The organism is Pseudomonas sp. FW305-28, from assembly GCF_017351395.1.
Classification (GTDB): Bacteria; Pseudomonadota; Gammaproteobacteria; order Pseudomonadales; family Pseudomonadaceae; genus Aquipseudomonas; species Aquipseudomonas fluorescens_AA.
On sequence record NZ_JACNDD010000037.1, the window covers coordinates 18778 to 37844 of the forward strand.

17 protein-coding genes are annotated in these 19067 nt (G+C 64.2%); all 17 read left to right on the forward strand.

Annotated features, from left to right (window positions below; genetic code table 11):
• Positions 1-72: 72 nt before the first annotated feature.
• The 17 genes from J4E53_RS11180 (at position 73) to madM (ending at position 19026) form a co-directional block, all read left to right on the forward strand.
• The gene (locus J4E53_RS11180; RefSeq protein ID WP_060740211.1) at positions 73-501 is read left to right on the forward strand and encodes a PleD family two-component system response regulator; all 429 of its coding nucleotides are present in this window, start codon (positions 73-75) and stop codon (positions 499-501) included.
• 48 nt (positions 502-549) lie between these two features.
• Complete coding sequence (pilH, locus tag J4E53_RS11185) at positions 550-915, forward strand: twitching motility response regulator PilH (RefSeq protein ID WP_003206465.1); 366 nt, start codon at positions 550-552, stop codon at positions 913-915.
• Positions 916-925: 10 nt separating this feature from the next.
• On the forward strand, positions 926-1465 hold the full coding sequence (locus J4E53_RS11190; RefSeq protein WP_060740212.1) for a chemotaxis protein CheW: 540 nt from the start codon (positions 926-928) through the stop codon (positions 1463-1465).
• A gap of 158 nt (positions 1466-1623) precedes the next feature.
• Complete coding sequence (locus J4E53_RS11195; protein ID WP_060740213.1) at positions 1624-3687, forward strand: methyl-accepting chemotaxis protein; 2064 nt, start codon at positions 1624-1626, stop codon at positions 3685-3687.
• 186 nt (positions 3688-3873) lie between these two features.
• Entirely contained in the window at positions 3874-9810 is a 5937-nt protein-coding gene (locus tag J4E53_RS11200; RefSeq protein WP_103308876.1) for an Hpt domain-containing protein, read from the forward strand.
• Entirely contained in the window at positions 9803-10282 is a 480-nt protein-coding gene (locus J4E53_RS11205; RefSeq protein WP_060740215.1) for a chemotaxis protein CheW, read from the forward strand. The genes J4E53_RS11200 and J4E53_RS11205 overlap by 8 nt, the downstream gene beginning before the upstream one ends.
• Positions 10283-10480: 198 nt before the next feature.
• Entirely contained in the window at positions 10481-11110 is a 630-nt protein-coding gene (locus J4E53_RS11210) for a nucleotidyltransferase domain-containing protein (protein ID WP_103308875.1), read from the forward strand.
• Positions 11073-11498, forward strand: a complete 426-nt coding sequence (locus J4E53_RS11215; RefSeq protein WP_103308874.1) for a hypothetical protein — start codon at positions 11073-11075, stop codon at positions 11496-11498. Before J4E53_RS11210 ends, J4E53_RS11215 begins: the two co-directional genes overlap by 38 nt.
• A 254-nt stretch (positions 11499-11752) precedes the next feature.
• Positions 11753-13423 (forward strand): malonate decarboxylase subunit alpha, encoded by a 1671-nt coding sequence (mdcA, locus tag J4E53_RS11220; protein WP_103308872.1) that lies wholly within the window; start codon positions 11753-11755, stop codon positions 13421-13423.
• Complete coding sequence (locus J4E53_RS11225; protein ID WP_060740217.1) at positions 13424-14299, forward strand: triphosphoribosyl-dephospho-CoA synthase; 876 nt, start codon at positions 13424-13426, stop codon at positions 14297-14299.
• Positions 14299-14598 carry a malonate decarboxylase subunit delta gene (locus J4E53_RS11230; RefSeq protein ID WP_003206454.1) on the forward strand — a complete coding sequence of 100 codons (300 nt, stop codon included), beginning with the start codon at positions 14299-14301 and terminating at the stop codon, positions 14596-14598. The genes J4E53_RS11225 and J4E53_RS11230 overlap by 1 nt, the downstream gene beginning before the upstream one ends.
• On the forward strand, positions 14591-15442 hold the full coding sequence (locus J4E53_RS11235; RefSeq protein ID WP_103308871.1) for a biotin-independent malonate decarboxylase subunit beta: 852 nt from the start codon (positions 14591-14593) through the stop codon (positions 15440-15442). The genes J4E53_RS11230 and J4E53_RS11235 overlap by 8 nt, the downstream gene beginning before the upstream one ends.
• A complete protein-coding gene (mdcE, locus tag J4E53_RS11240; RefSeq protein ID WP_060740219.1) occupies positions 15439-16242 on the forward strand; it encodes a biotin-independent malonate decarboxylase subunit gamma in 804 nt (267 codons plus the stop codon). The genes J4E53_RS11235 and mdcE overlap by 4 nt, the downstream gene beginning before the upstream one ends.
• On the forward strand, positions 16236-16859 hold the full coding sequence (locus J4E53_RS11245; RefSeq protein WP_177431710.1) for a malonate decarboxylase holo-ACP synthase: 624 nt from the start codon (positions 16236-16238) through the stop codon (positions 16857-16859). Before mdcE ends, J4E53_RS11245 begins: the two co-directional genes overlap by 7 nt.
• A complete protein-coding gene (gene mdcH / locus J4E53_RS11250) occupies positions 16856-17776 on the forward strand; it encodes a malonate decarboxylase subunit epsilon (RefSeq protein WP_103308870.1) in 921 nt (306 codons plus the stop codon). Before J4E53_RS11245 ends, mdcH begins: the two co-directional genes overlap by 4 nt.
• A 67-nt stretch (positions 17777-17843) precedes the next feature.
• Complete coding sequence (gene madL / locus J4E53_RS11255) at positions 17844-18260, forward strand: malonate transporter subunit MadL (protein WP_060740222.1); 417 nt, start codon at positions 17844-17846, stop codon at positions 18258-18260.
• 1 nt (position 18261) lies between these two features.
• Entirely contained in the window at positions 18262-19026 is a 765-nt protein-coding gene (gene madM, locus J4E53_RS11260; protein WP_060740223.1) for a malonate transporter subunit MadM, read from the forward strand.
• Positions 19027-19067: the final 41 nt, after the last annotated feature.

The following is a 19067-nucleotide window of genomic DNA, read 5'->3' on the forward strand; positions in this document are numbered from 1 at the left end:
GTGCGGGCCTTGAACATCAAGGGTTTGCGCTGTCGTTCACTCTCAGGCGTTAAAAACCGGTCCGCAGCGGCAATGGCAGAGCACTCTACGCAACAGCAACCCAGCGCCTTGAAGGTCATGGTCATCGACGACTCGAAGACCATCCGCCGCACCGCCGAAACCTTGCTGCGCAACGTGGGCTGCGAGGTGATCACGGCGATCGACGGTTTCGATGCCCTGGCCAAGATCGCCGACCATCATCCGGGCATCATCTTCGTCGACATCATGATGCCGCGCCTCGATGGCTACCAGACCTGTGCCCTGATCAAGAACAACAGCGCATTCAAGGCCACGCCGGTGATCATGCTGTCGTCCCGGGATGGGTTGTTCGACAAGGCCAAGGGGCGCATCGTCGGTTCCGATCAGTTTTTGACCAAGCCGTTCAGCAAGGAAGAACTGCTGGGGGCGATACAGGCCCATGTCCCGGGCTTTGCCGCTGTCCAGCCGCACCAGGCACATTAATGACACTCGGCCAACGGGCCTGGGGTCAACAAGAAAATGGGGAACACCATGGCACGAGTTCTGATCGTCGATGATTCGCCGACTGAAATGTACAAACTGACCGGCATGCTGGAAAAGCACGGCCATCAGGTCCTGAAGGCCGAGAATGGCGCCGATGGCGTGGCGCTGGCCCGCCAGGAAAAACCCGATGCGGTGCTGATGGATATCGTCATGCCCGGCCTCAATGGTTTCCAGGCCACGCGCCAGTTGACCAAGGACCCGGACACCGGCCATATCCCGGTGATCATCATCACCACCAAGGATCAGGACACCGACAAGGTCTGGGGTACGCGCCAGGGGGCGAAGGACTACCTGACCAAGCCGGTGGACGAAGAAACCCTGATCGCGACCCTGAACAAAGTGCTGGCGGGTTGACGGCGCGGCCATGAGCCAATCCCTGACGGCCTTCGAACTGCTGCTGCAGATCGACCGGCGTTGCCGGCTGCTGGGGGCGGACCTGCCTTCCCAGCCGACCCACCGTGCCGGCTGGAGCGGCATCGGCTTTCGCCTGGGCGAGCACTGGTACGTGGCGCCGATGGGCGAAGTCAGCGAAGTGCTGCACGAGCCTCGTCACACGCATTTGCCCGGGGTCAAGCCGTGGGTGCGCGGCGTGGCTAACCTGCGTGGGCGCTTGTTGCCGTTGATGGATTTGTGCGGGTTCTTCGGCCATGAGCTGTCCACCGTGCGCAAGCAACGGCGGGTGCTGGTGGTGGACCACGACGAGGTGTTCGCCGGGTTGCTGGTGGACGAGGTCCTCGGGCTGCAGCACTTTGCCCAGGACAGCCTGGAACCGATGCTGGTGGACGACCACGACGGCCCCGAAGCGGCCTTCGTCAAGGGCCGGTTCGGCGGCGAGCGCGAGTGGCAAGTGTTCAGCCCGTTTGCCCTGGCGCGGTCGCCGGGGTTCATGGATGTGGCGATTTGACGAGATGCAGCGCAGGCCCCTTGTGGGAGCGAGCTTGCTCGCGATTGCGGTGGGTCAGCCAGAGCAATGCTGACTGATCCAAGGCTATCGCGAGCAAGCTCGCTCCCACATGGGGACCACGGTGAGTGAGTTGGACTGGGTAGCACAGGCGAGAACCGATGATCAAAGCAAAAACAGGCAAGCCACTGGAAGCGTCGCGCAGTCGTTCGCAGATCATCGTGCTGTTCGTCGCGCTGATCGTCTTCATCGTGCTGCTGTTCGCCAACTTCGCTTACCTCAACACCCAATCCACCTACGACAAACAGTACATCGGCCATGCCGGTGAGCTGCGGGTGCTGTCCCAGCGCATCGCCAAGAACGCCACCGAGGCCGCCGCCGGCAAGCCTGCGGCGTTCAAGCTGCTGAGCGATGCGCGCAATGACTTCGCCCAGCGCTGGGGCTACCTGAAACAGGGCGACCCGGTGACCGGCCTGCCGCCTGCGCCCGCCACCCTGCGCCCGCAGATGCGCGCCGTGCAGCTGGATTGGGAGCGCCTGCTCAAGAACACCGATGCCATCCTCTCCAGCGAACAGACTGTGCTGTCGCTGCACCAGGTGGCGGCCACCCTGGCCGAAACCGTGCCGCAGTTGCAGGTCGAGTACGAAAAAGTCGTCGAAATCCTGCTGCAACGGGGCGCCCCCGCCACCCAGGTGGCCATGGCCCAGCGCCAGTCCCTGCTGGCCGAGCGGATTCTCGGCGCAGTGAATACCGTGCTGGCGGGGGACGAAAACGCCAGCCAGGCCGCCGATACCTTCGGTCGCGACGCGGCGCGTTTTGGCCAGGTGCTCAATGGCATGTTGCAAGGTGACCCGGCCCTGAAAATCTCCCAGGTCCAGGACCGCGATGCCCGGGCGCGACTGAGCGAAATCAGCGAGCTGTTCGAGTTCGTCTCCGGCTCGGTGGATGAAATCCTCGAGACCTCACCGGAGCTGTTCAAGGTCCGCGAATCGGCCGGCAATATCTTCAACCTGTCGCAGACCTTGCTCGACGAGGCTTCGCACCTGGCCACGGCCTTCGAAAACCTGGCCGGCGGGCGTTCCGTCAATACCATCGGCGGTTATGTGCTGGGCCTGCTGGCGCTGATGTCGATCATCCTGATCGGGCTGGTGATGGTCCGCGAGACCAACCGCCAGTTGCACGAAACCGCGGAAAAGAACGAGCGCAACCAGAACGCGATCATGCGGCTGCTGGATGAAATCGAGGACCTGGCCGACGGCGACCTGACCGTCACGGCCTCGGTCACCGAGGATTTCACCGGCACCATCGCCGACTCCATCAACTACTCGGTGGACCAACTGCGGGATCTGGTGGCGACCATCAACCTCACCGCCGGCCAGGTCGCCGCCGCCGTGCAGGAAACCCAGGCCACGGCGATGCACCTGGCCCAGGCGTCCGAGCACCAGGCCCAGCAAATTTCCGAAGCTTCGACTTCAATTAATGAAATGGCCCAGTCCATCGACCAGGTGTCGGCCAATGCCGCCGAATCGTCGGCGGTGGCCGAACGTTCGGTGGAGATTGCCAACAAGGGTAACGAGGTGGTGCACAACACCATTCACGGCATGGACAACATTCGCGAGCAGATCCAGGACACCGCCAAGCGCATCAAGCGCCTGGGTGAGTCGTCCCAGGAAATTGGCGACATTGTCAGCCTGATCGACGACATCGCCGACCAGACCAACATCCTGGCCCTCAACGCCGCCATCCAGGCGTCCATGGCCGGTGATGCCGGGCGCGGGTTCGCGGTGGTGGCCGATGAAGTGCAACGCCTGGCCGAGCGTTCTTCGGCGGCGACCCGGCAAATCGAAACTTTGGTGCGGGCGATCCAGGCCGACACCAACGAAGCGGTGATTTCCATGGAGCAGACCACCACCGAAGTGGTGCGCGGTGCGCGACTGGCCCAGGACGCCGGCGTCGCCCTGGAAGAGATCGAAGGTGTGTCCAAGACCCTGGCGGCGCTGATCCAGAGCATCTCCAACGCGGCGCAGCAACAGACCACCTCGGCGGGGCAGATTTCCTTGACCATGAACGTGATCCAGCAGATCACCACGCAGACTTCCTCGGGCTCCACCGCCACCGCCGAAAGCATCGGCAACCTGGCGAAAATGGCCAGCCAACTGCGCCGTTCGGTGTCGGGGTTTACCTTGCCGGCGGCGGCAGCGGCTGGCGATGAGGAAAAAGGGTGACCAACCGGATCCACCTGTTGGAAAAGGCTTTTTGTGGCGAGGAGGTTTCTGTGGGAGCAAGGCTTGCCCGCGATGAAGGTAGCGCTGTACCTCGGAAACCGAGGTGTTTGCGTCGCGAGCAAGCTTTGCTCCCACAGGTAAATCTCTTCTTCACAGGCGTGTTGTGTTCTCCTGATTGGAGTGGTTATGGGTGATCGGCACGACTACGTGGCCCTGGAATGGGTCAAGGGCGAGATTGCCGAAACGCTGAAGCAGGCCCATCTGGCCCTCAACCGCCTGGTGGACGATCCCCAGGCGTCGGACGCCCTCGGGCAATGCCTGGCCGGCATTCACCAGGTCCACGGCGGCCTGCAGATGGTCGAGTTCTACGGTGCGGCGTTGCTGGCCGAAGAGATGGAGCAACTGTGCGCCGCCCTGCAGGACAACCGCGTCATCCATCGCGACGAAGCCATCAGTCTGTTGAGCCAGGCCCTGGGGCAGTTGCCGATCTACCTGGACCGCATACAAGGCGCTCGCCGTGACCTGCCGCTGGTGGTATTGCCCTTGATCAACGACCTGCGCAGTGCCCGGGGCGAGAGCCTGTTGTCGGAAACCAGCCTGTTCAGTCCCGAGTTGCCCGATATTGCGCCGCTCAGCGACGAAGCCTTGCAGCGCCTCGAACCCGCTGACCTGCCGAACACCTTGCGCAAATGGCGCCAGACCCTGCAAATGGCCCTGGTGGGCCTGCTGCGCGAACAGGATGACGCGACCCACCTCGGTTACCTGGCCAAGGTTTTCCAGCGCCTGGAAACGTTGTGTGCCGGGGCGCCGCTCAATGCCTTATGGCAGGTGGCCTCAGCGCTGGTCGAAGGCATGCGTGACGGACGCATCGCCAACAGCCCGGCGCTGCGCAGCCTGTTCAAGGAAGCCGACAAGGAACTCAAGCGTCTGCTGGACCAAGGCATGCCCGGCATCAATCAGCCGGCACCGCCCCACCTGCTCAAGAGCTTGTTGTTCTATATTGCCAAGGCCGAACATCCCAGCGGGCAGATGCAGATCATGAAAGAACGCTACTCACTGGACGACGCGCTGCCCGACAGCGCCATGGTCGACGAAGAACGCGCGCGCCTGGCCGGGCCCGACCGCGATGCCATGCGCTCGGTGCTCGCCGCGCTGTGCGAGGAGTTGGTACGGGTCAAGGAGCGCCTGGACCTGTTCGTGCGCAGCGATCGCCAGCACGCCTCGGAACTGGACAGCCTGCTGGCGCCGTTGCGGCAGATCGCCGACACCTTGGCGGTGCTGGGTTTCGGCCAGCCGCGCAAGGTCATCATCGATCAGCTGGCGGTGGTGCTGAGCCTCGCCCAGGGCCAGCGCGAGCCGGATGACGCGACCCTCATGGACGTTGCCGGGGCCTTGCTCTATGTCGAGGCGACCCTGGCCGGCATGGTCGGCACCGTCGAGCCCGAGAGCCGCGAAGACACGCACCTGCCCACCACCGACCTGACCCAGATCCACCAGATCGTCATCAAGGAAACCCACACCTGCCTGCAACAGGCCAAGGATATGATCGTCGACTACATCGACGCGGACTGGAACAGCGAGCAGCTGCAACCGTTGCCGGCGCTGCTGACCCAGGTGCGCGGTGCGCTGGCGATGATCCCCCTGAGCCGTGCCGCCAGCCTGGTGGAGTCCTGCAATGCGTTCATCCGCGACCATCTGTTGCTGGAGCAGGCCCAGCCGGGCTGGGAAGAACTCGACCATTTGGCCGACGTGATCACCGGTCTCGAATACTACCTGGAGCGCTTGAGCGAGGACCCGGAAACCCCTGGCGAGCCCTTGCTCGATGGGGTCGAACGGAGCCTGGCCGCGCTCGGTTATTACCCTGATGAAGCGCGGGTGCCGGTGCTTGACGATGTGTTGAGTCCCAACGAAGCCCAGGTCATGCAGGACCTGCAGGAGCTGGATGACCCGCAGACGGTGCAGTCCTTGGCACAGGTGCTGGCCAGCCCGGTCTCGGCGGTCAATCCGCCGGCCAGGAGCACCCCGGGCAGCCTGTTGCCCCCACCACGGGACGAGAGCCCGGTGGACGACGAGTTGCGCGAGGTCTTCCTCGAGGAAACCGCCGAGGTGCTCGACGTTCTGCGCGAATACTTGCCGCGCTGGAGTGCGCATCCCGACGACCACGGCGCCCTGAGCGAACTGCGCCGGGCCTTCCACACCCTCAAGGGCAGTGGTCGGATGGTGCGGGCGCTGGTGCTGGGTGAACTGGCCTGGGCTGTGGAAAACCTGCTCAACCGGGTGCTGGAGCGCAGCGTCGAACCGCAGGCGTCGGTCCGTCAGTTGATCGAAGACACGGTGCAGTTGTTGCCGGCCCTGGTGGCCGAATTCGCGGCCAATCGGCAACGCCAGCGCGATGACGTCGACCGCCTGGCCGCCCGCGCCCATGCCCTGGCCAAGGGCGGCGATGAAGACGACGAAGACGACGAGCAGGACGTGGCCGCTCTCGATCCGCTGTTGTTGAAGATCTTCGACAACGAAGCCCAGGGCCACCTCGCCAGCCTCAATCGTTTTCTCGACCAGGCGGCCGACCACCTGCCATTGCAGGCCAGCGATGAATTGCAGCGGGCCTTGCACACCCTCAAGGGCAGCGCTTCGATGGCCGGCGTCCTGCCCATCGCCGAGCTGGCCGGTGCGATGGATGAGCTGGCCCGGGAGTACCGGGCGCACCTGATTGCCCTCGACCTGGATGAGGTGGAATTGCTGCTGGAGGCCGAAGGGTTGCTGCGCCGCGGCCTGCGCCAGTTGCACAGCGAGCCGCTGGCGCCGATCCCCGACGCCGAGGATCTGATCCAGCGTGCCCAGACCCTGCTGGCCGAGCGTCTGCACGCCGCCAACAGTGCGCCGGACAAAGCACTACGGACTAAGCGCGATCCACAACTGATCAACAACTTCCTCGCCCAGGGCATGGACATCCTGCTGGACGCCGAAAGCCTCTTGCAGCGCTGGCAGCAGCACCCCGGTGAAGGCCAGGAACTGAGTGCACTGCTGGATGAGCTGACCACCCTCGGCGAAGGCGCGCACCTGGCCGATCTGCACCCGGTGGACGAACTCTGCGAAGCCTTGCTGGACCTCTACGGCGCGGTGGAAGAAAGCAGCCTGGCGGTCAGCGATGAATTTTTCCGGCAGGCGCAGCTCGCCCATGAAGCGCTGATCGACATGCTCGATCAACTGGCGGCCGGGCAGCACGTGCGTCCGCAGCCGGAGCGGGTAGCGGCCCTGCGTCGCCTGCTTCAGGAGAGCCTCGACCCGTCGGCCACTGGCCTGATCCGCAGCGACGGCAGCCGCACGCTGAGTATCCGCGAACTGGGCCACGCGACGGCGGAAATGGAACGCGACGCGCCCGCCGAAACCTCGGTGGAAGATGACCTCGCATCGATTTTCCTCGAAGAGGCCCAGGACATCCTCGAAAGTGCCGCCCAGGCCTTGCAACGCTGGTTGGCCGATCCGGATAACGGTGCGCCGCTGTCCTCGCTGCAACGTGACTTGCACACCCTCAAGGGCGGCGCGCGGATGGCCGACATCCGGCCGGTGAGCGACCTGGCCCAGGAGCTGGAAAACCTTTACGAAGGGCTGGTGGACCGGCGCTACAGCTACAGCGAGGAACTGGCGCAACTGCTCGGCAGCAGCCACGAACGCCTCGACCTGTTGCTCGGGCAGTTGCAACAGGGCCAACCGTTGGGCGATCCCGTTGCACTGATCGACTCTATCCGAAGGTTCCGCCAGGACAAGCCGAACGCCATCGAGACGAGCGCAGCGGCCCAGGCCGACGGTGCCGGCCATGATCCCGAGTTGCTGGAAATCTTCCTTGAAGAAGGTTTCGACATTCTCGACAGCTCAGGCGCGGCGTTGCTGCGCTGGCAGGAAGAACCGTCGAATCGCCAGGCCGTGGAGACCCTGCTGCGGGATTTGCACACCCTCAAGGGCGGTGCGCGGATGGTGGAAATCGTCCCTATCGGCGATTTGGCCCACGAGCTGGAAAACCTCTATGAAGGCCTGTCGGCGGGCCTGCTCCAGCCGACCCCGGCGCTGTTCGCCTTGCTGCAAAGCAGTCATGACCGACTGGCGCAGATGCTCGATGCGGTGCGCGCCGGCCATCCGTGTCCGCTGGCCGATCGGCTGATCGCGCAGATCCAGGCGGTGAATCATCCCCAGGCAAGTGCGGTGGCCCAGGCTGCCCCGGCGCCGGAGCCGATCACGCCCCCCATCGCAAGTCCGCCCGCGGCGCCCGCCAGACAAGACCCCAGTGCAGCGGGCGACGGTGCGGACATGGTCAAGGTCTCCGCCGAGCTGCTCGACGACCTGGTGAACCTGGCGGGGGAAACCTCGATTTTCCGTGGGCGCATCGAACAGCAGGTCAACGACGCACACGTGGCCCTGGGCGAAATGGAAACCACCATCGAGCGCATGCGCGACCAGTTGCGGCGCCTGGATACCGAGACCCAGGGACGGATTCTCAGTCGTCAACAGGTGGAGGCCGAGCGCCTGGGCTACGAAGAGTTCGACCCGCTGGAGATGGATCGGCATTCCCAGTTGCAGCAACTGTCCCGGGCGCTGTTCGAGTCTGCCTCGGACTTGCTCGAGCTCAAGGAAACCCTGGATCGCAGCAATCACGATGCCGAACTCCTGCTGCAACAGCAGGGGCGGATCAATACCGAGCTCCAGGAAGGCCTGATGCGCACGCGCATGGTGCCGTTCGAGCGCATGCTGCCGCGGCTCAAGCGCATCGTCCGGCAAGTGGCGCAGGAACTGGGCAAGGACGTGGAATTCGTGGTGGGCAATGCCGACGGCGAGATGGACCGTAACGTCCTGGAGCGTATGGCCGCGCCCCTGGAACACATGCTGCGCAACGCCGTCGACCACGGCCTGGAACCGGCCGACGTGCGCCTCGCCGCTGGCAAGCCGGCGCGAGGGCGCATCAGCCTCGACCTGTCGCGGGAAGGCGGCGACATCATTTTCGACATCCGCGACGACGGTGCCGGCGTGCCGCTGGAGGCGGTGCGGAGCAAGGCGATCAAGCGGGGCCTGCTGGCGCCGGACAGCGATATCAGCGACCGCGACGTGCTGCAGTTCATCCTGCAGCCGGGGTTTTCCACAGCGGAAAAAATCACCCAGATCTCCGGGCGTGGCGTGGGCATGGACGTGGTCCACGAAGAGGTGCGGCAGTTGGGCGGCAGCATGACCATCGATTCCACGCCGGGGCAGGGCGTGCATTTCCGCATTCGCCTGCCGTTTACCGTGGCGGTGAACCGGGCGTTGATGGTGCATTGTCACGAAGACCAGTACGCGATCCCGTTGAACGCCATCGAAAGCATTGTCCGGGTGTTGCCGGCCGAACTGGACGGCCATTACCAACTCGACCCGCCGACCTACACCTACGCCGGGCAACGCTATGAACTGTGCTACCTGGGCGAGCTGCTGAAAACTGGCGCCCGGCCGAAGCTGCTGGGCCAGAGCCAGCCGTTGCCGGTGCTGCTGGTGCAGTGCAACGAGCGGCACGTCGCCGTGCAGGTGGACGCTATCGCCGGGACCCGGGAGATCGTGGTCAAGAGCCTTGGCCCGCAGTTCTCGGCGGTGCAGGGTCTGTCCGGGGCGACGATCCTGGGGGATGGCCGAGTGGTGCTGATTCTCGACCTGCTGGCGCCGATCCGCGCCTTGCCCCATCAAGTCCCGCGCCGCCAGGTGCCGGCGGAAGGCGAGGGCGAACCGCAACGGCCACTGCTGGTGCTGGTGGTGGACGACTCGGTGACGGTGCGCAAGGTCACCAGCCGCCTGCTGGAGCGCCATGGCATGCACGTCCTGACCGCCAAGGACGGCGTGGACGCCATGGCGCTGCTGTCCGAGCACGCGCCTGACCTGATGCTGCTGGACATCGAGATGCCGCGCATGGACGGCTTCGAAGTGGCCACGCAAGTGCGCAACGACCCACGCCTGGCGCATTTGCCGATCATCATGATCACCTCCCGCACGGGCCAGAAACACCGCGACCGCGCCATGGCCATCGGTGTCAACGACTACCTGGGCAAGCCGTACCAGGAATCGGTGCTGCTCGACAGCATCGCCTACTGGAGCAGAACCCATGCATGACCTGCATCACTCACGCGCCAGCCACCTCACCGGCCTGCTGCTGCCCCTGGCCGACCGCCACCTGATCCTGCCCAACGTGGCGGTGGCCGAACTGATCGACTACCAGAGCAGTGCCTTCGATATGGACACCCCGCCGTGGTTCCTGGGGTGGGTGAGCTGGCGCGAACGGCAAATCCCGCTGCTGAGCTTCGAATCGGCCTGCGGCCAGAAAACCGTGATCGGCGAGCGAGCACGCATCGTCATCCTCAACGCCCTGGGCGGCCGGCCGGAGCTGCGCTTCATCGCATTGCTGGTGCAAGGCATTCCCCGCTCCTGCAAGCTCGACAGTCAGTTGAGCTATGTCGACGTGCCGCTGTGCGGGTTGGAGCAGGCGGCGGTGCAGGTGGGGGAACATGTGGCGAAAGTGCCGGATTTGTTGGCGTTGGAGGAGTTGGTGGTGGCGGCCGGATTGGTTCAGCAGCACAAATCCTGAAGCCTATGCAGGGCCCATGTGGGAGCGAGCTTGCTCGCGATAGCGGAGTGTCAGCCGGCTCAGTGTTGACTGATCCACCCTCATCGCGAGCAAGCCCGCTCCACAAAAGTCCAGACGCTTACGTTTAACGCCACTTCCAACTTGATAAGTCCCAAAAAGGGACCTATCGTTCCCTTTTTGGGACTTGTGGCCTTTTCCATGAATCACCTCTCTCTAAGCGATGCCTTGTTCACGGCCACTCAGCAACGGGTCCTGGGCCTGTTGTTCGGTAAACCGGATCAAAGTTTCTATGCCAATGAAATTGCTCGCTGGGCTCAAGTCGGTAAGGGCAGTCTGATGCGGGAGTTGGAGCGTTTGCAAAACTCAGGGATCTTGATGATGACTCGCCAGGGCAATCAAACCCATTACCAAGCCAATGTGAACTGCCCGATTTACGCGGAACTGTTGGGCATCGTTCAAAAAACCATGGGTATAGCGGAACCTTTGCGCCAAGCCTTGCAGCCGTTTTCCAGGCAGTTGAGCTGGGCATTCGTCTACGGTTCCATCGCCAAAGGCCAGGCGAACGCATCCAGTGACATAGATCTCATGCTGATCGGCGAAGGCCTGCACTACAGTGAAGTGATGGAGCGGCTTATGCCTCTGGAAGAGCAACTGGGCCGTCCTCTTAACCCTACGCTCTACACGCCCCAGGACTGGGCCGCAAAATTTGCGGCGGGTAACAGCTTCGTGGTTCGGGTAGCGCAGCAGGACAAGATCAACTTGTTGGGTGAAGACCCTTTGGAGTCCAAGGATGGGCAAGCAGGAAAGCCTGGAAAATCTGTTACGTAGCGGCAGCCTCAAGGCAGAACCGCCTGATCGCCAGGAATGTGAGGGCTTGATGCGTTCTGCAATGGACCGCCTGACAGATGCGCAAACAGTGTCTCTTTCGTTTGCCAGTCGATTCGACTTGGCGTACAACGCCGCCCATGCCGCCGCCCTTACGGCGTTACGTTTGAGCGGCTATCGTTCGGACAAGCGTTATCTGGTCTTTCAGTGTCTGGTTCATACGGCGGATGTCACTAAAGTGCAGGTCCGGCTATTCGCCCTATGCCATGAGCGGCGCAACCTTGCCGAGTACGAGGGCTACATGGATGAAGATGACGCGCTTCTTACCCAACTGATTGAGAGTGCGGTAGAGCTGCTCGAACGGGTCCGGCAATTGATGGGTATGAGTTGATCCCTGCTGGCCGCCACAAAATCCAAAGCCAAACGCAATACTTGTGGGAGCGAGCTTGCTCGCGATAGCGGAGTGTCAGCCGGCTCAGCGTTGACTGATCCGCCGTCATCGCGAGCAAGCTCGCTCCCACAGGGGACTGGGTCCGTTTTTCCCACCATTACTCCAACCGTAACGATCCGCCGCTGAGCTTGATTGATGCCCTCGCCACAACACTCCTAAGGTAACCCCCACGACAGCGAACCCGTGGAGTGGTCATGACAACAACAATATCCCCCGACTCGCGCTGGACGCGGCGGCGCAGCGAAAAGCAGCGGCGTCTCGGGCTGGTGAAGGGGCTTGCCGACGGTGTGGTGTTGCCCACCGACAAGATCGTCGCGGCGCTGGAGGCGTTGATCCTGCCCGGCGACCGTGTGGTGCTGGAGGGTAACAACCAGAAGCAGGCGGACTTCCTCTCGCGCTCCCTGGCCAAGGCTGACCCGAGCAAGCTGAATGATTTGCACATGATCATGCCCAGCGTCGGCCGTTCCGAGCACCTGGACCTGTTCGAGCGCGGCATTGCCCGCAAGCTCGATTTCTCCTTCGCCGGTACCCAGAGCCTGCGCATCAGCCAGTTGCTGGAAGATGGCCTGCTGGAAATCGGTGCGATCCACACCTACATCGAACTCTATGCCCGGCTGGTGGTGGACCTGATTCCCAACGTGGTGCTCTCGGCCGGTTTCATGGCCGACCGCGCCGGCAACATCTACACCGGCCCCAGCACCGAAGACACCCCGGCGCTGATCGAGCCGGCGGCTTTCAGCGACGGGATTGTCATTGTCCAGGTCAACCAGTTGGTGGATGACGTCAGCGACCTGCCGCGAGTGGACATTCCGGCGTCCTGGGTGGACTTCGTGGTGGTGGCCGACAAGCCGTTCTACATCGAGCCGCTGTTCACCCGCGACCCGCGCCACATCAAGCCTGTGCATGTGTTGATGGCGATGATGGCGATCCGCGGGATCTACGAAAAACACAACGTCCAGTCCCTCAATCACGGCATCGGTTTCAACACTGCCGCCATCGAATTGATCCTGCCGACCTACGGCGAATCCCTCGGTTTGAAGGGCAAGATCTGCCGCAACTGGACCCTCAATCCCCACCCAACCCTGATCCCGGCCATCGAAAGCGGCTGGGTCGAAAGCGTGCATTGCTTCGGCACCGAGTTGGGCATGGAAAACTACATCGCCGCTCGCCCCGACGTGTTCTTCACCGGCCACGACGGCTCCCTGCGTTCCAATCGCATGGTTTGCCAACTGGCCGGGCAGTACGCGGTGGACCTGTTCATCGGCGCCACCCTGCAAGTGGACGGCGACGGCCATTCCTCCACCGTGACCCGCGGCCGCTTGGCCGGCTTCGGTGGTGCGCCGAACATGGGCCACGACCCCCGCGGTCGCCGTCATGGCACGCCGGCCTGGCTCGACATGCGCCATGGCGATGGCGAGGCGCCGTTGCTCGAACGCGGCAAGAAGCTGGTGGTGCAGATGGTCGAGACGTTCCAGGAGGGCGGCAAACCGACCTTCGTCGAGACCCTCGATGCGGTGGACGTGGCGAAGAAAGCCGGCATGCCCCTGGCGCCGATCATGATCTACGGCGACGACGTCACCCACCTGCTGACCGAAGAGGGCATCGCCTACCTGTACAAGGCTCGTTCCCTGGAAGAACGCCAGGCGATGATCGCCGCCGTGGCCGGGGTCACTGCCATCGGCTTGCGCCACAACCCGAAAGACACCGCGCGCATGCGCCGCGAAGGGCTGATCGCCTTGCCCGAAGACCTCGGCATCCGTCGCACCGACGCCACCCGCGAGTTGCTCGCGGCCAAGAGCGTGGCCGATCTGGTGGAATGGTCCGGTGGCCTCTACAACCCACCCGCCAAGTTCAGGAGCTGGTAAATGCACGCCTTCAACCTGCAACCGAAAAAACTGTCCTTGGCCGAACGTCTGGCGGACATGGCAGTGGATGCGCTGATCGACGAAGCCGACCTGTCACCTAAACCGGCCTTGGTGGACCGTCGCGGCAATGGCGCCCACACCGACCTGCACCTGGGCCTGATGCATGCTTCGGCGCTGTCGCTGTGGCCGGCGTTCAAGGAAATGGCCGAGGCCGCCCTGGAATGCGGCGAAATCGGCCTGCCGTTGCGCGAAGCCCTGGGGCGGATCGGCCGTGAGGGGGAAGCGGCGATGCTTGCCACCACGGGCGGGGTAAACACCCATCGTGGCGCGATCTGGGCCTTGGGCCTGTTGGTCGCTGCAGCGGCGCTGGAACCTGAATCCAGTGTCGCCAGCGCCGTTACTTTGCGCGCCGCCCGCCTGGCCTTGCTCAACGACCGTTATGCGCCTCGCCCCTTGAGCCATGGCGCCCAGGTCGCCCAGCGCTACGGCGTGCGCGGTGCCCGGGAAGAAGCGCAACTGGCGTTTCCGGCGGTGACTGGCCTGGGCCTGCCGCAACTCAAGCGCAGCCGCGCGGCAGGGGCGGGCGAGCAGAACGCCCGGCTCGATGCCTTGCTGGCGATCATGACCACCCTGGCCGACACCTGCGTGCTCTACCGCGCTGGCGAGCCGGGTTTGCAGGCCATGCAACAAGGCGCCAGAGCGGTGCTCGATGCCGGTGGCAGTGCGAGCCTGGGCGGTCGGCGCCAATTGCACGCGCTGGACCAACAACTGATTGCCTTGAACGCCTCGCCCGGCGGCGCTGCCGACCTGCTCGCCGCCTGCCTGTTCCTCGATCGTATCGAGCGTGGCGATGGCCTCTTCCCTGGAGTGTGCTGATGGAAACCCTATCCTTTGAATTCCCCGCCGGGCAGCCGCCACGGGGCCGGGCGCTGGTGGGCTGCGTCGGCTCGGGCGACCTGGAAGTGCTGATCGAACCTGGCCTGGCGGGCAAGCTGACCATCCAGGTGCAGACCTCGGTCAATGGCAGCGAGCAACGCTGGCAACATCTGTTCGCCCGCATGTTCGACGGCCAGACGCCACCGGCCCTGTCCATCGACATCCATGATTTCGGCGCCACCCCTGGCGTGGTGCGTCTGCGCCTGGAGCAAGGTTTCGAGGAGATCGGCCATGACTGACAGCGCAGCGTTGCTCAACAAGCACAGCTTCGTCGAACTCGGCGCCCGGCAGCGGGCCCAGGCCTTGCTCGATGACGGCACTTTCCGTGAATTGCTCGACCCGTTCCAGCGGGTCATGTCGCCGTGGTTGTTGCGTCAGGGCGTGGTGCCGCAAAGCGACGACGGCGTGGTGATCGCCAAAGGCTCGCTCGATGGCCTGCCCGTGGTGATCGCCGCCATTGAAGGTGCGTTCCAGGGTGGCAGCCTCGGCGAAGTCGGCGGGGCGAAGATTGCCGGGGCGTTGGAACTGGCCGCCGAAGACAACCGCAAAGGCATTCCGACCCGCGCCGTGCTGCTGCTGGAAACCGGTGGCGTGCGGTTGCAGGAGGCCAACCTGGGGCTTGCGGCGATTGCCGAGATTCATTCGGCGATTGTCGATTTGCGTCAGTACCAGCCCGTGGTGGGCGTGGTGGCCGGCAGCGTCGGTTGCTTTGGCGGCATGTCCATCGCCGCCGGGCTGTGCAGTTATCTGCTGGTGACCCGGGAAGCGCGGCTGGGCCTGAACGGTCCGCAAGTGATCGAACAGGAAGCCGGCCTCGACGAATACGACTCCCGTGACCGGCCATTCATCTGGAGCCTGACGGGCGGCGAGCAGCGTTTCGCCACGGGACTGGTGGATCGTTATGCGGCCGACGATGTGACGCAGATCCGCCAACAGGTCAGCCAATTGCTGCACCTGGGCGTGCCCGTGCAACACCGTAGCGGCCAGGCCGAACTGTTCCTGCAGCGCTTGGCGCGCTTGGACACTGATGTGCAAATCGAACCGGCAGCGGTTCGTCAGTTGTATCAGGGAGAACGCCCATGAGTGCCTATTCATTGAGAGGCTTGCGCTGGTTCGAAGCCTTGAGTGGCGATGCCAGCGCGGTACAAGGTTTGCCTGCTTCGTTGAAGGTCGCCGATGTCCGCCTGGGCGAGCAAACCGCGCGCCTGCTGGCGGTGGTGGCCGATCCCGACAACCGTTTCCCCCGGGCGCGCAACGGCGAAGTCGGCTTGCTGGAAGGCTGGGGCCTGGCCAAGGCGGTGGATGACGCCATCGATGCCGACCGCGATGCCGCCCACAAGCGTGCGTTGATCGCGATTGTCGATGTACCGAGCCAGGCCTATGGCCGGCGTGAAGAAGCCCTGGGCATTCATCAGGCCTTGGCCGGTGCGGCGGACAGCTATGCCCGTGCGCGGCTGGCCGGGCATCCGGTGATTGGCTTGCTGGTGGGCAAGGCGATGTCGGGGGCGTTCCTGGCCCACGGCTACCAGGCCAACCGGCTGATTGCCCTGCGCGACCCGGGCGTGATGGTCCACGCCATGGGCAAGGCCTCGGCGGCGCGGGTGACCTTGCGCAGTGTCGAAGAGCTTGAAGCCTTGGCCGCCAGCGTGCCGCCGATGGCCTATGACATCGACAGTTTTGCCAGCCTGGGCCTGCTGTGGGAAACCTTGTCGGTGGAGCAGATCGAGCAGCCCTGCGCGAGCGATCTGGCTCGGGTGACTGACTGCCTGCAACAAGCGATCAACGATGTCGCCAATGCGCCTCGCGACTTGCGCAGCCGCCTCGGTGCGACCCATCGGGCCGCCTCCAGCACGGTTCGCCAATTGTTGAGCGCGCAGTGGTGAACGGGTTCCTGGCCCATGACCTGCTCTGGGGAATGACGCCGGAGCACTTGCCGGCGGATGCGCCACGCTGGGCCGTCGAGAGCCTCGGCCTCGGCCAACCGGTGGTGGTGCGCCGGGCGTTGACCTTGCCCGGGGATGTCGCGGTGGGCGTGCGCGGTCGCTCCAGGGCGCAGCGTTACGCCACGTCGATGCCGATGGCTGCGATCCAGCGCCGGGTGCGCCCGGAGGACCTGTGCCAGGTCGAGTCGCCGCGCGATCTGCCGGCCCTGCACGCCCTGGCCCGGCTGCGCCCGCTGCTCGATGGCAGTGGCTGGACCTGGGGCGTCAGCGGCAGCGCCGGGTTCGAACTCGCCAGCGGTGTCGAGGCCCTGCATGAACGCAGTGACCTGGATTTGATTCTGCGCACACCGCACTGTCTGGATCGTCTCCAGGCCAGGGATTTGCTGGCGCTACTGGATGCTTCGGTATGCGCCGTGGACATGCAGTTGCAAACGCCTCGCGGCGCCGTGGCCCTGCGGGAATGGGCGGGTTCGTCGCCTCGGGTCTTGCTCAAGGACGATGTTCAGGCCCGGCTGGTGAGCGATCCTTGGCAGCCTTGCGTGGAGCAGGTCGCGTGAGCAGCCTCTTCGTCTTTCCCGGCCAGGGTGCGCAGCGCGTGGGCATGCTCCATGGGCTGGCGCCGCTGATCCTGGACGAGGCAGGGGATGTGCTCGGTGAAGACGTCTTGCGACTGGACAGCGCCGAGGCGTTGCAATCGACCCGCGCCGTGCAGCTGTGCCTGCTGATCGCCGGCGTGGCAGCGGCCCGCAGATTGCTGGAACAAGCCCCCACGCCGGATTATGTGGCAGGGCTGTCCATCGGTGCGTATCCGGCGGCGGTCGTTGCCGGGGCGCTGGGCTTCGAGGATGCGCTGCGGCTGGTCAGCCTGCGTGGCGAATTGATGCAACGGGCGTATCCGCAAGGCTACGGCATGAGCGCGATCATCGGCCTGGATCTGGCGACAGTGGAAGCCTTGCTGGAGCAGGTGCACGGTGAAACAACGCCGGTCTACCTGGCCAATATCAACGCCGACAACCAAGTGGTCATTGCCGGCAGCGACGAAGCCATGGGCCTGGTCGCCGAAAAGGCTCGGCGCCAAGGGGCTGGCAAAGCCTGTCGGCTGGCGGTGAGCGTGCCGTCCCATTGCCCGTTGCTGGAGGCTCCGGCGCGGACATTGGCCCAGGCGTTTGCCGAGGTGCCGTTGAAAGCCCCCACACTGGGCTATCTCAGCGGCAGCCGCGCCCGGCCGGTGATCAGCACTGAGGCCCTGCGCGACGACCTGGCGTTCAACATGTGCCGCGTCGTCGATTGGCGCGGCACCGTGCAAAGCGCCTACGAGCGTGGCGTGCGGCTACAGATCGAACTGCCACCCGGCGCGGTACTCACCGGGCTGGCGCGCCGGGTGTTCGAGCAGGGCACCGTCATTGCCTTCGACGGTGCCCGGCTCGATACCTTGCAGGCGCTGTTGCGTGAGGAGGGAAACCGCCAACCCTAGACCACCGACTCAAGCTGACGAAGCACAAAAACAACAACTTCGACGATGCACTTTGAGGACTACGACAATGATTATTTACGGTGTGGCGCTGTTGGCGATCTGTACGCTGACAGGGGTGATCCTGGGCGACATGCTCGGCGTGTTGCTGGGCGTCAAATCCAACGTGGGCGGGGTCGGCATTGCCATGATCCTGCTGATCTGCGCACGGTTGTGGATGCAAAAACGCGGCGGCATGACCAAGGACTGTGAGATGGGCGTGGCCTTCTGGGGCGCCATGTACATTCCGGTGGTGGTGGCGATGGCCGCGCAGCAGAACGTGGTCACGGCCCTGCACGGTGGCCCGGTGGCGGTGTTGGCGGCCATCGGTTCGGTGGTGCTCTGTGGTTGCACCATTGCGCTGATCAGCCGGACCCACAAAGGCGAGCCATTGCCCGATGAGCCGGCGGAACTGACCCCGCTGGGCACGCCAGCAGGAGGTCGCTGATATGTGGGATCTCATCGAGAAAGGCCTGGAGCATAACGGTCTGATCACGGCGTTCGCGTTCGTGGGCGTGATCATGTGGGTATCGGTGGTGTTGTCCAAGCGCCTGACCTATGGACGGATCCACGGTTCGGCGATCGCCATTGTCATCGGCCTGGTGCTGGCCTGGGTGGGCGGCACCATGACTGGCGGGCAAAAAGGTCTGGCGGACTTGTCCCTGTTCTCCGGTATCGGTTTGATGGGCGGGGCCATGTTGCGTGACTTCGCCATCGTTGCCACGGCCTTCGAAGTGCAGGCCACCGAGGCGAAGAAGGCCGGGATGATTGGCGTCATCGCGTTGCTGCTGGGCACGATCCTGCCGTTCATCGTCGGTGCGAGCATCGCTTGGTTGTTCGGTTATCGCGACGCGGTGAGCATGACCACCATCGGCGCGGGTGCGGTGACCTACATCGTCGGGCCCGTGACCGGGGCCGCGATTGGCGCCACGTCCGATGTGATGGCGTTGTCGATTGCCACCGGCTTGATCAAGGCGATCATCGTAATGGTCGGCACCCCCATGGCGGCGCGCTGGATGGGCCTGGATAACCCGCGCTCGGCCATGGTATTCGGTGGCTTGGCCGGGACGGTGAGTGGCGTGACGGCCGGCCTGGCCGCGACGGACCGGCGGCTGGTGCCGTACGGCGCGTTGACGGCGACCTTCCACACCGGGTTGGGGTGCTTGCTGGGGCCTTCGTTGTTGTACTTCATTGTTCGCGGGATTGTTGGTTAAGCCTCCGGATCGGCTCTGAGTGGGCCGATGCCATCGCGAGC

Excerpts from the sequence above, each read along its gene's own strand:
- J4E53_RS11180 (WP_060740211.1), top strand. The coding sequence starts at position 73 with ATGGCAGAGCACTCTACGCAACAGCAACCCAGCGCCTTGAAGGTCATG.
- pilH (WP_003206465.1), top strand. The coding sequence starts at position 550 with ATGGCACGAGTTCTGATCGTCGATGATTCGCCGACTGAAATGTACAAA.
- J4E53_RS11190 (WP_060740212.1), top strand. The coding sequence starts at position 926 with ATGAGCCAATCCCTGACGGCCTTCGAACTGCTGCTGCAGATCGACCGG.
- J4E53_RS11195 (WP_060740213.1), top strand. The coding sequence starts at position 1,624 with ATGATCAAAGCAAAAACAGGCAAGCCACTGGAAGCGTCGCGCAGTCGT.
- J4E53_RS11200 (WP_103308876.1), top strand. The coding sequence starts at position 3,874 with ATGGGTGATCGGCACGACTACGTGGCCCTGGAATGGGTCAAGGGCGAG.
- J4E53_RS11205 (WP_060740215.1), top strand. The coding sequence starts at position 9,803 with ATGCATGACCTGCATCACTCACGCGCCAGCCACCTCACCGGCCTGCTG.
- J4E53_RS11210 (WP_103308875.1), top strand. The coding sequence starts at position 10,481 with ATGAATCACCTCTCTCTAAGCGATGCCTTGTTCACGGCCACTCAGCAA.
- J4E53_RS11215 (WP_103308874.1), top strand. The coding sequence starts at position 11,073 with ATGGGCAAGCAGGAAAGCCTGGAAAATCTGTTACGTAGCGGCAGCCTC.
- mdcA (WP_103308872.1), top strand. The coding sequence starts at position 11,753 with ATGACAACAACAATATCCCCCGACTCGCGCTGGACGCGGCGGCGCAGC.
- J4E53_RS11225 (WP_060740217.1), top strand. The coding sequence starts at position 13,424 with ATGCACGCCTTCAACCTGCAACCGAAAAAACTGTCCTTGGCCGAACGT.
- J4E53_RS11230 (WP_003206454.1), top strand. The coding sequence starts at position 14,299 with ATGGAAACCCTATCCTTTGAATTCCCCGCCGGGCAGCCGCCACGGGGC.
- J4E53_RS11235 (WP_103308871.1), top strand. The coding sequence starts at position 14,591 with ATGACTGACAGCGCAGCGTTGCTCAACAAGCACAGCTTCGTCGAACTC.
- mdcE (WP_060740219.1), top strand. The coding sequence starts at position 15,439 with ATGAGTGCCTATTCATTGAGAGGCTTGCGCTGGTTCGAAGCCTTGAGT.
- madL (WP_060740222.1), top strand. The coding sequence starts at position 17,844 with ATGATTATTTACGGTGTGGCGCTGTTGGCGATCTGTACGCTGACAGGG.
- madM (WP_060740223.1), top strand. The coding sequence starts at position 18,262 with ATGTGGGATCTCATCGAGAAAGGCCTGGAGCATAACGGTCTGATCACG.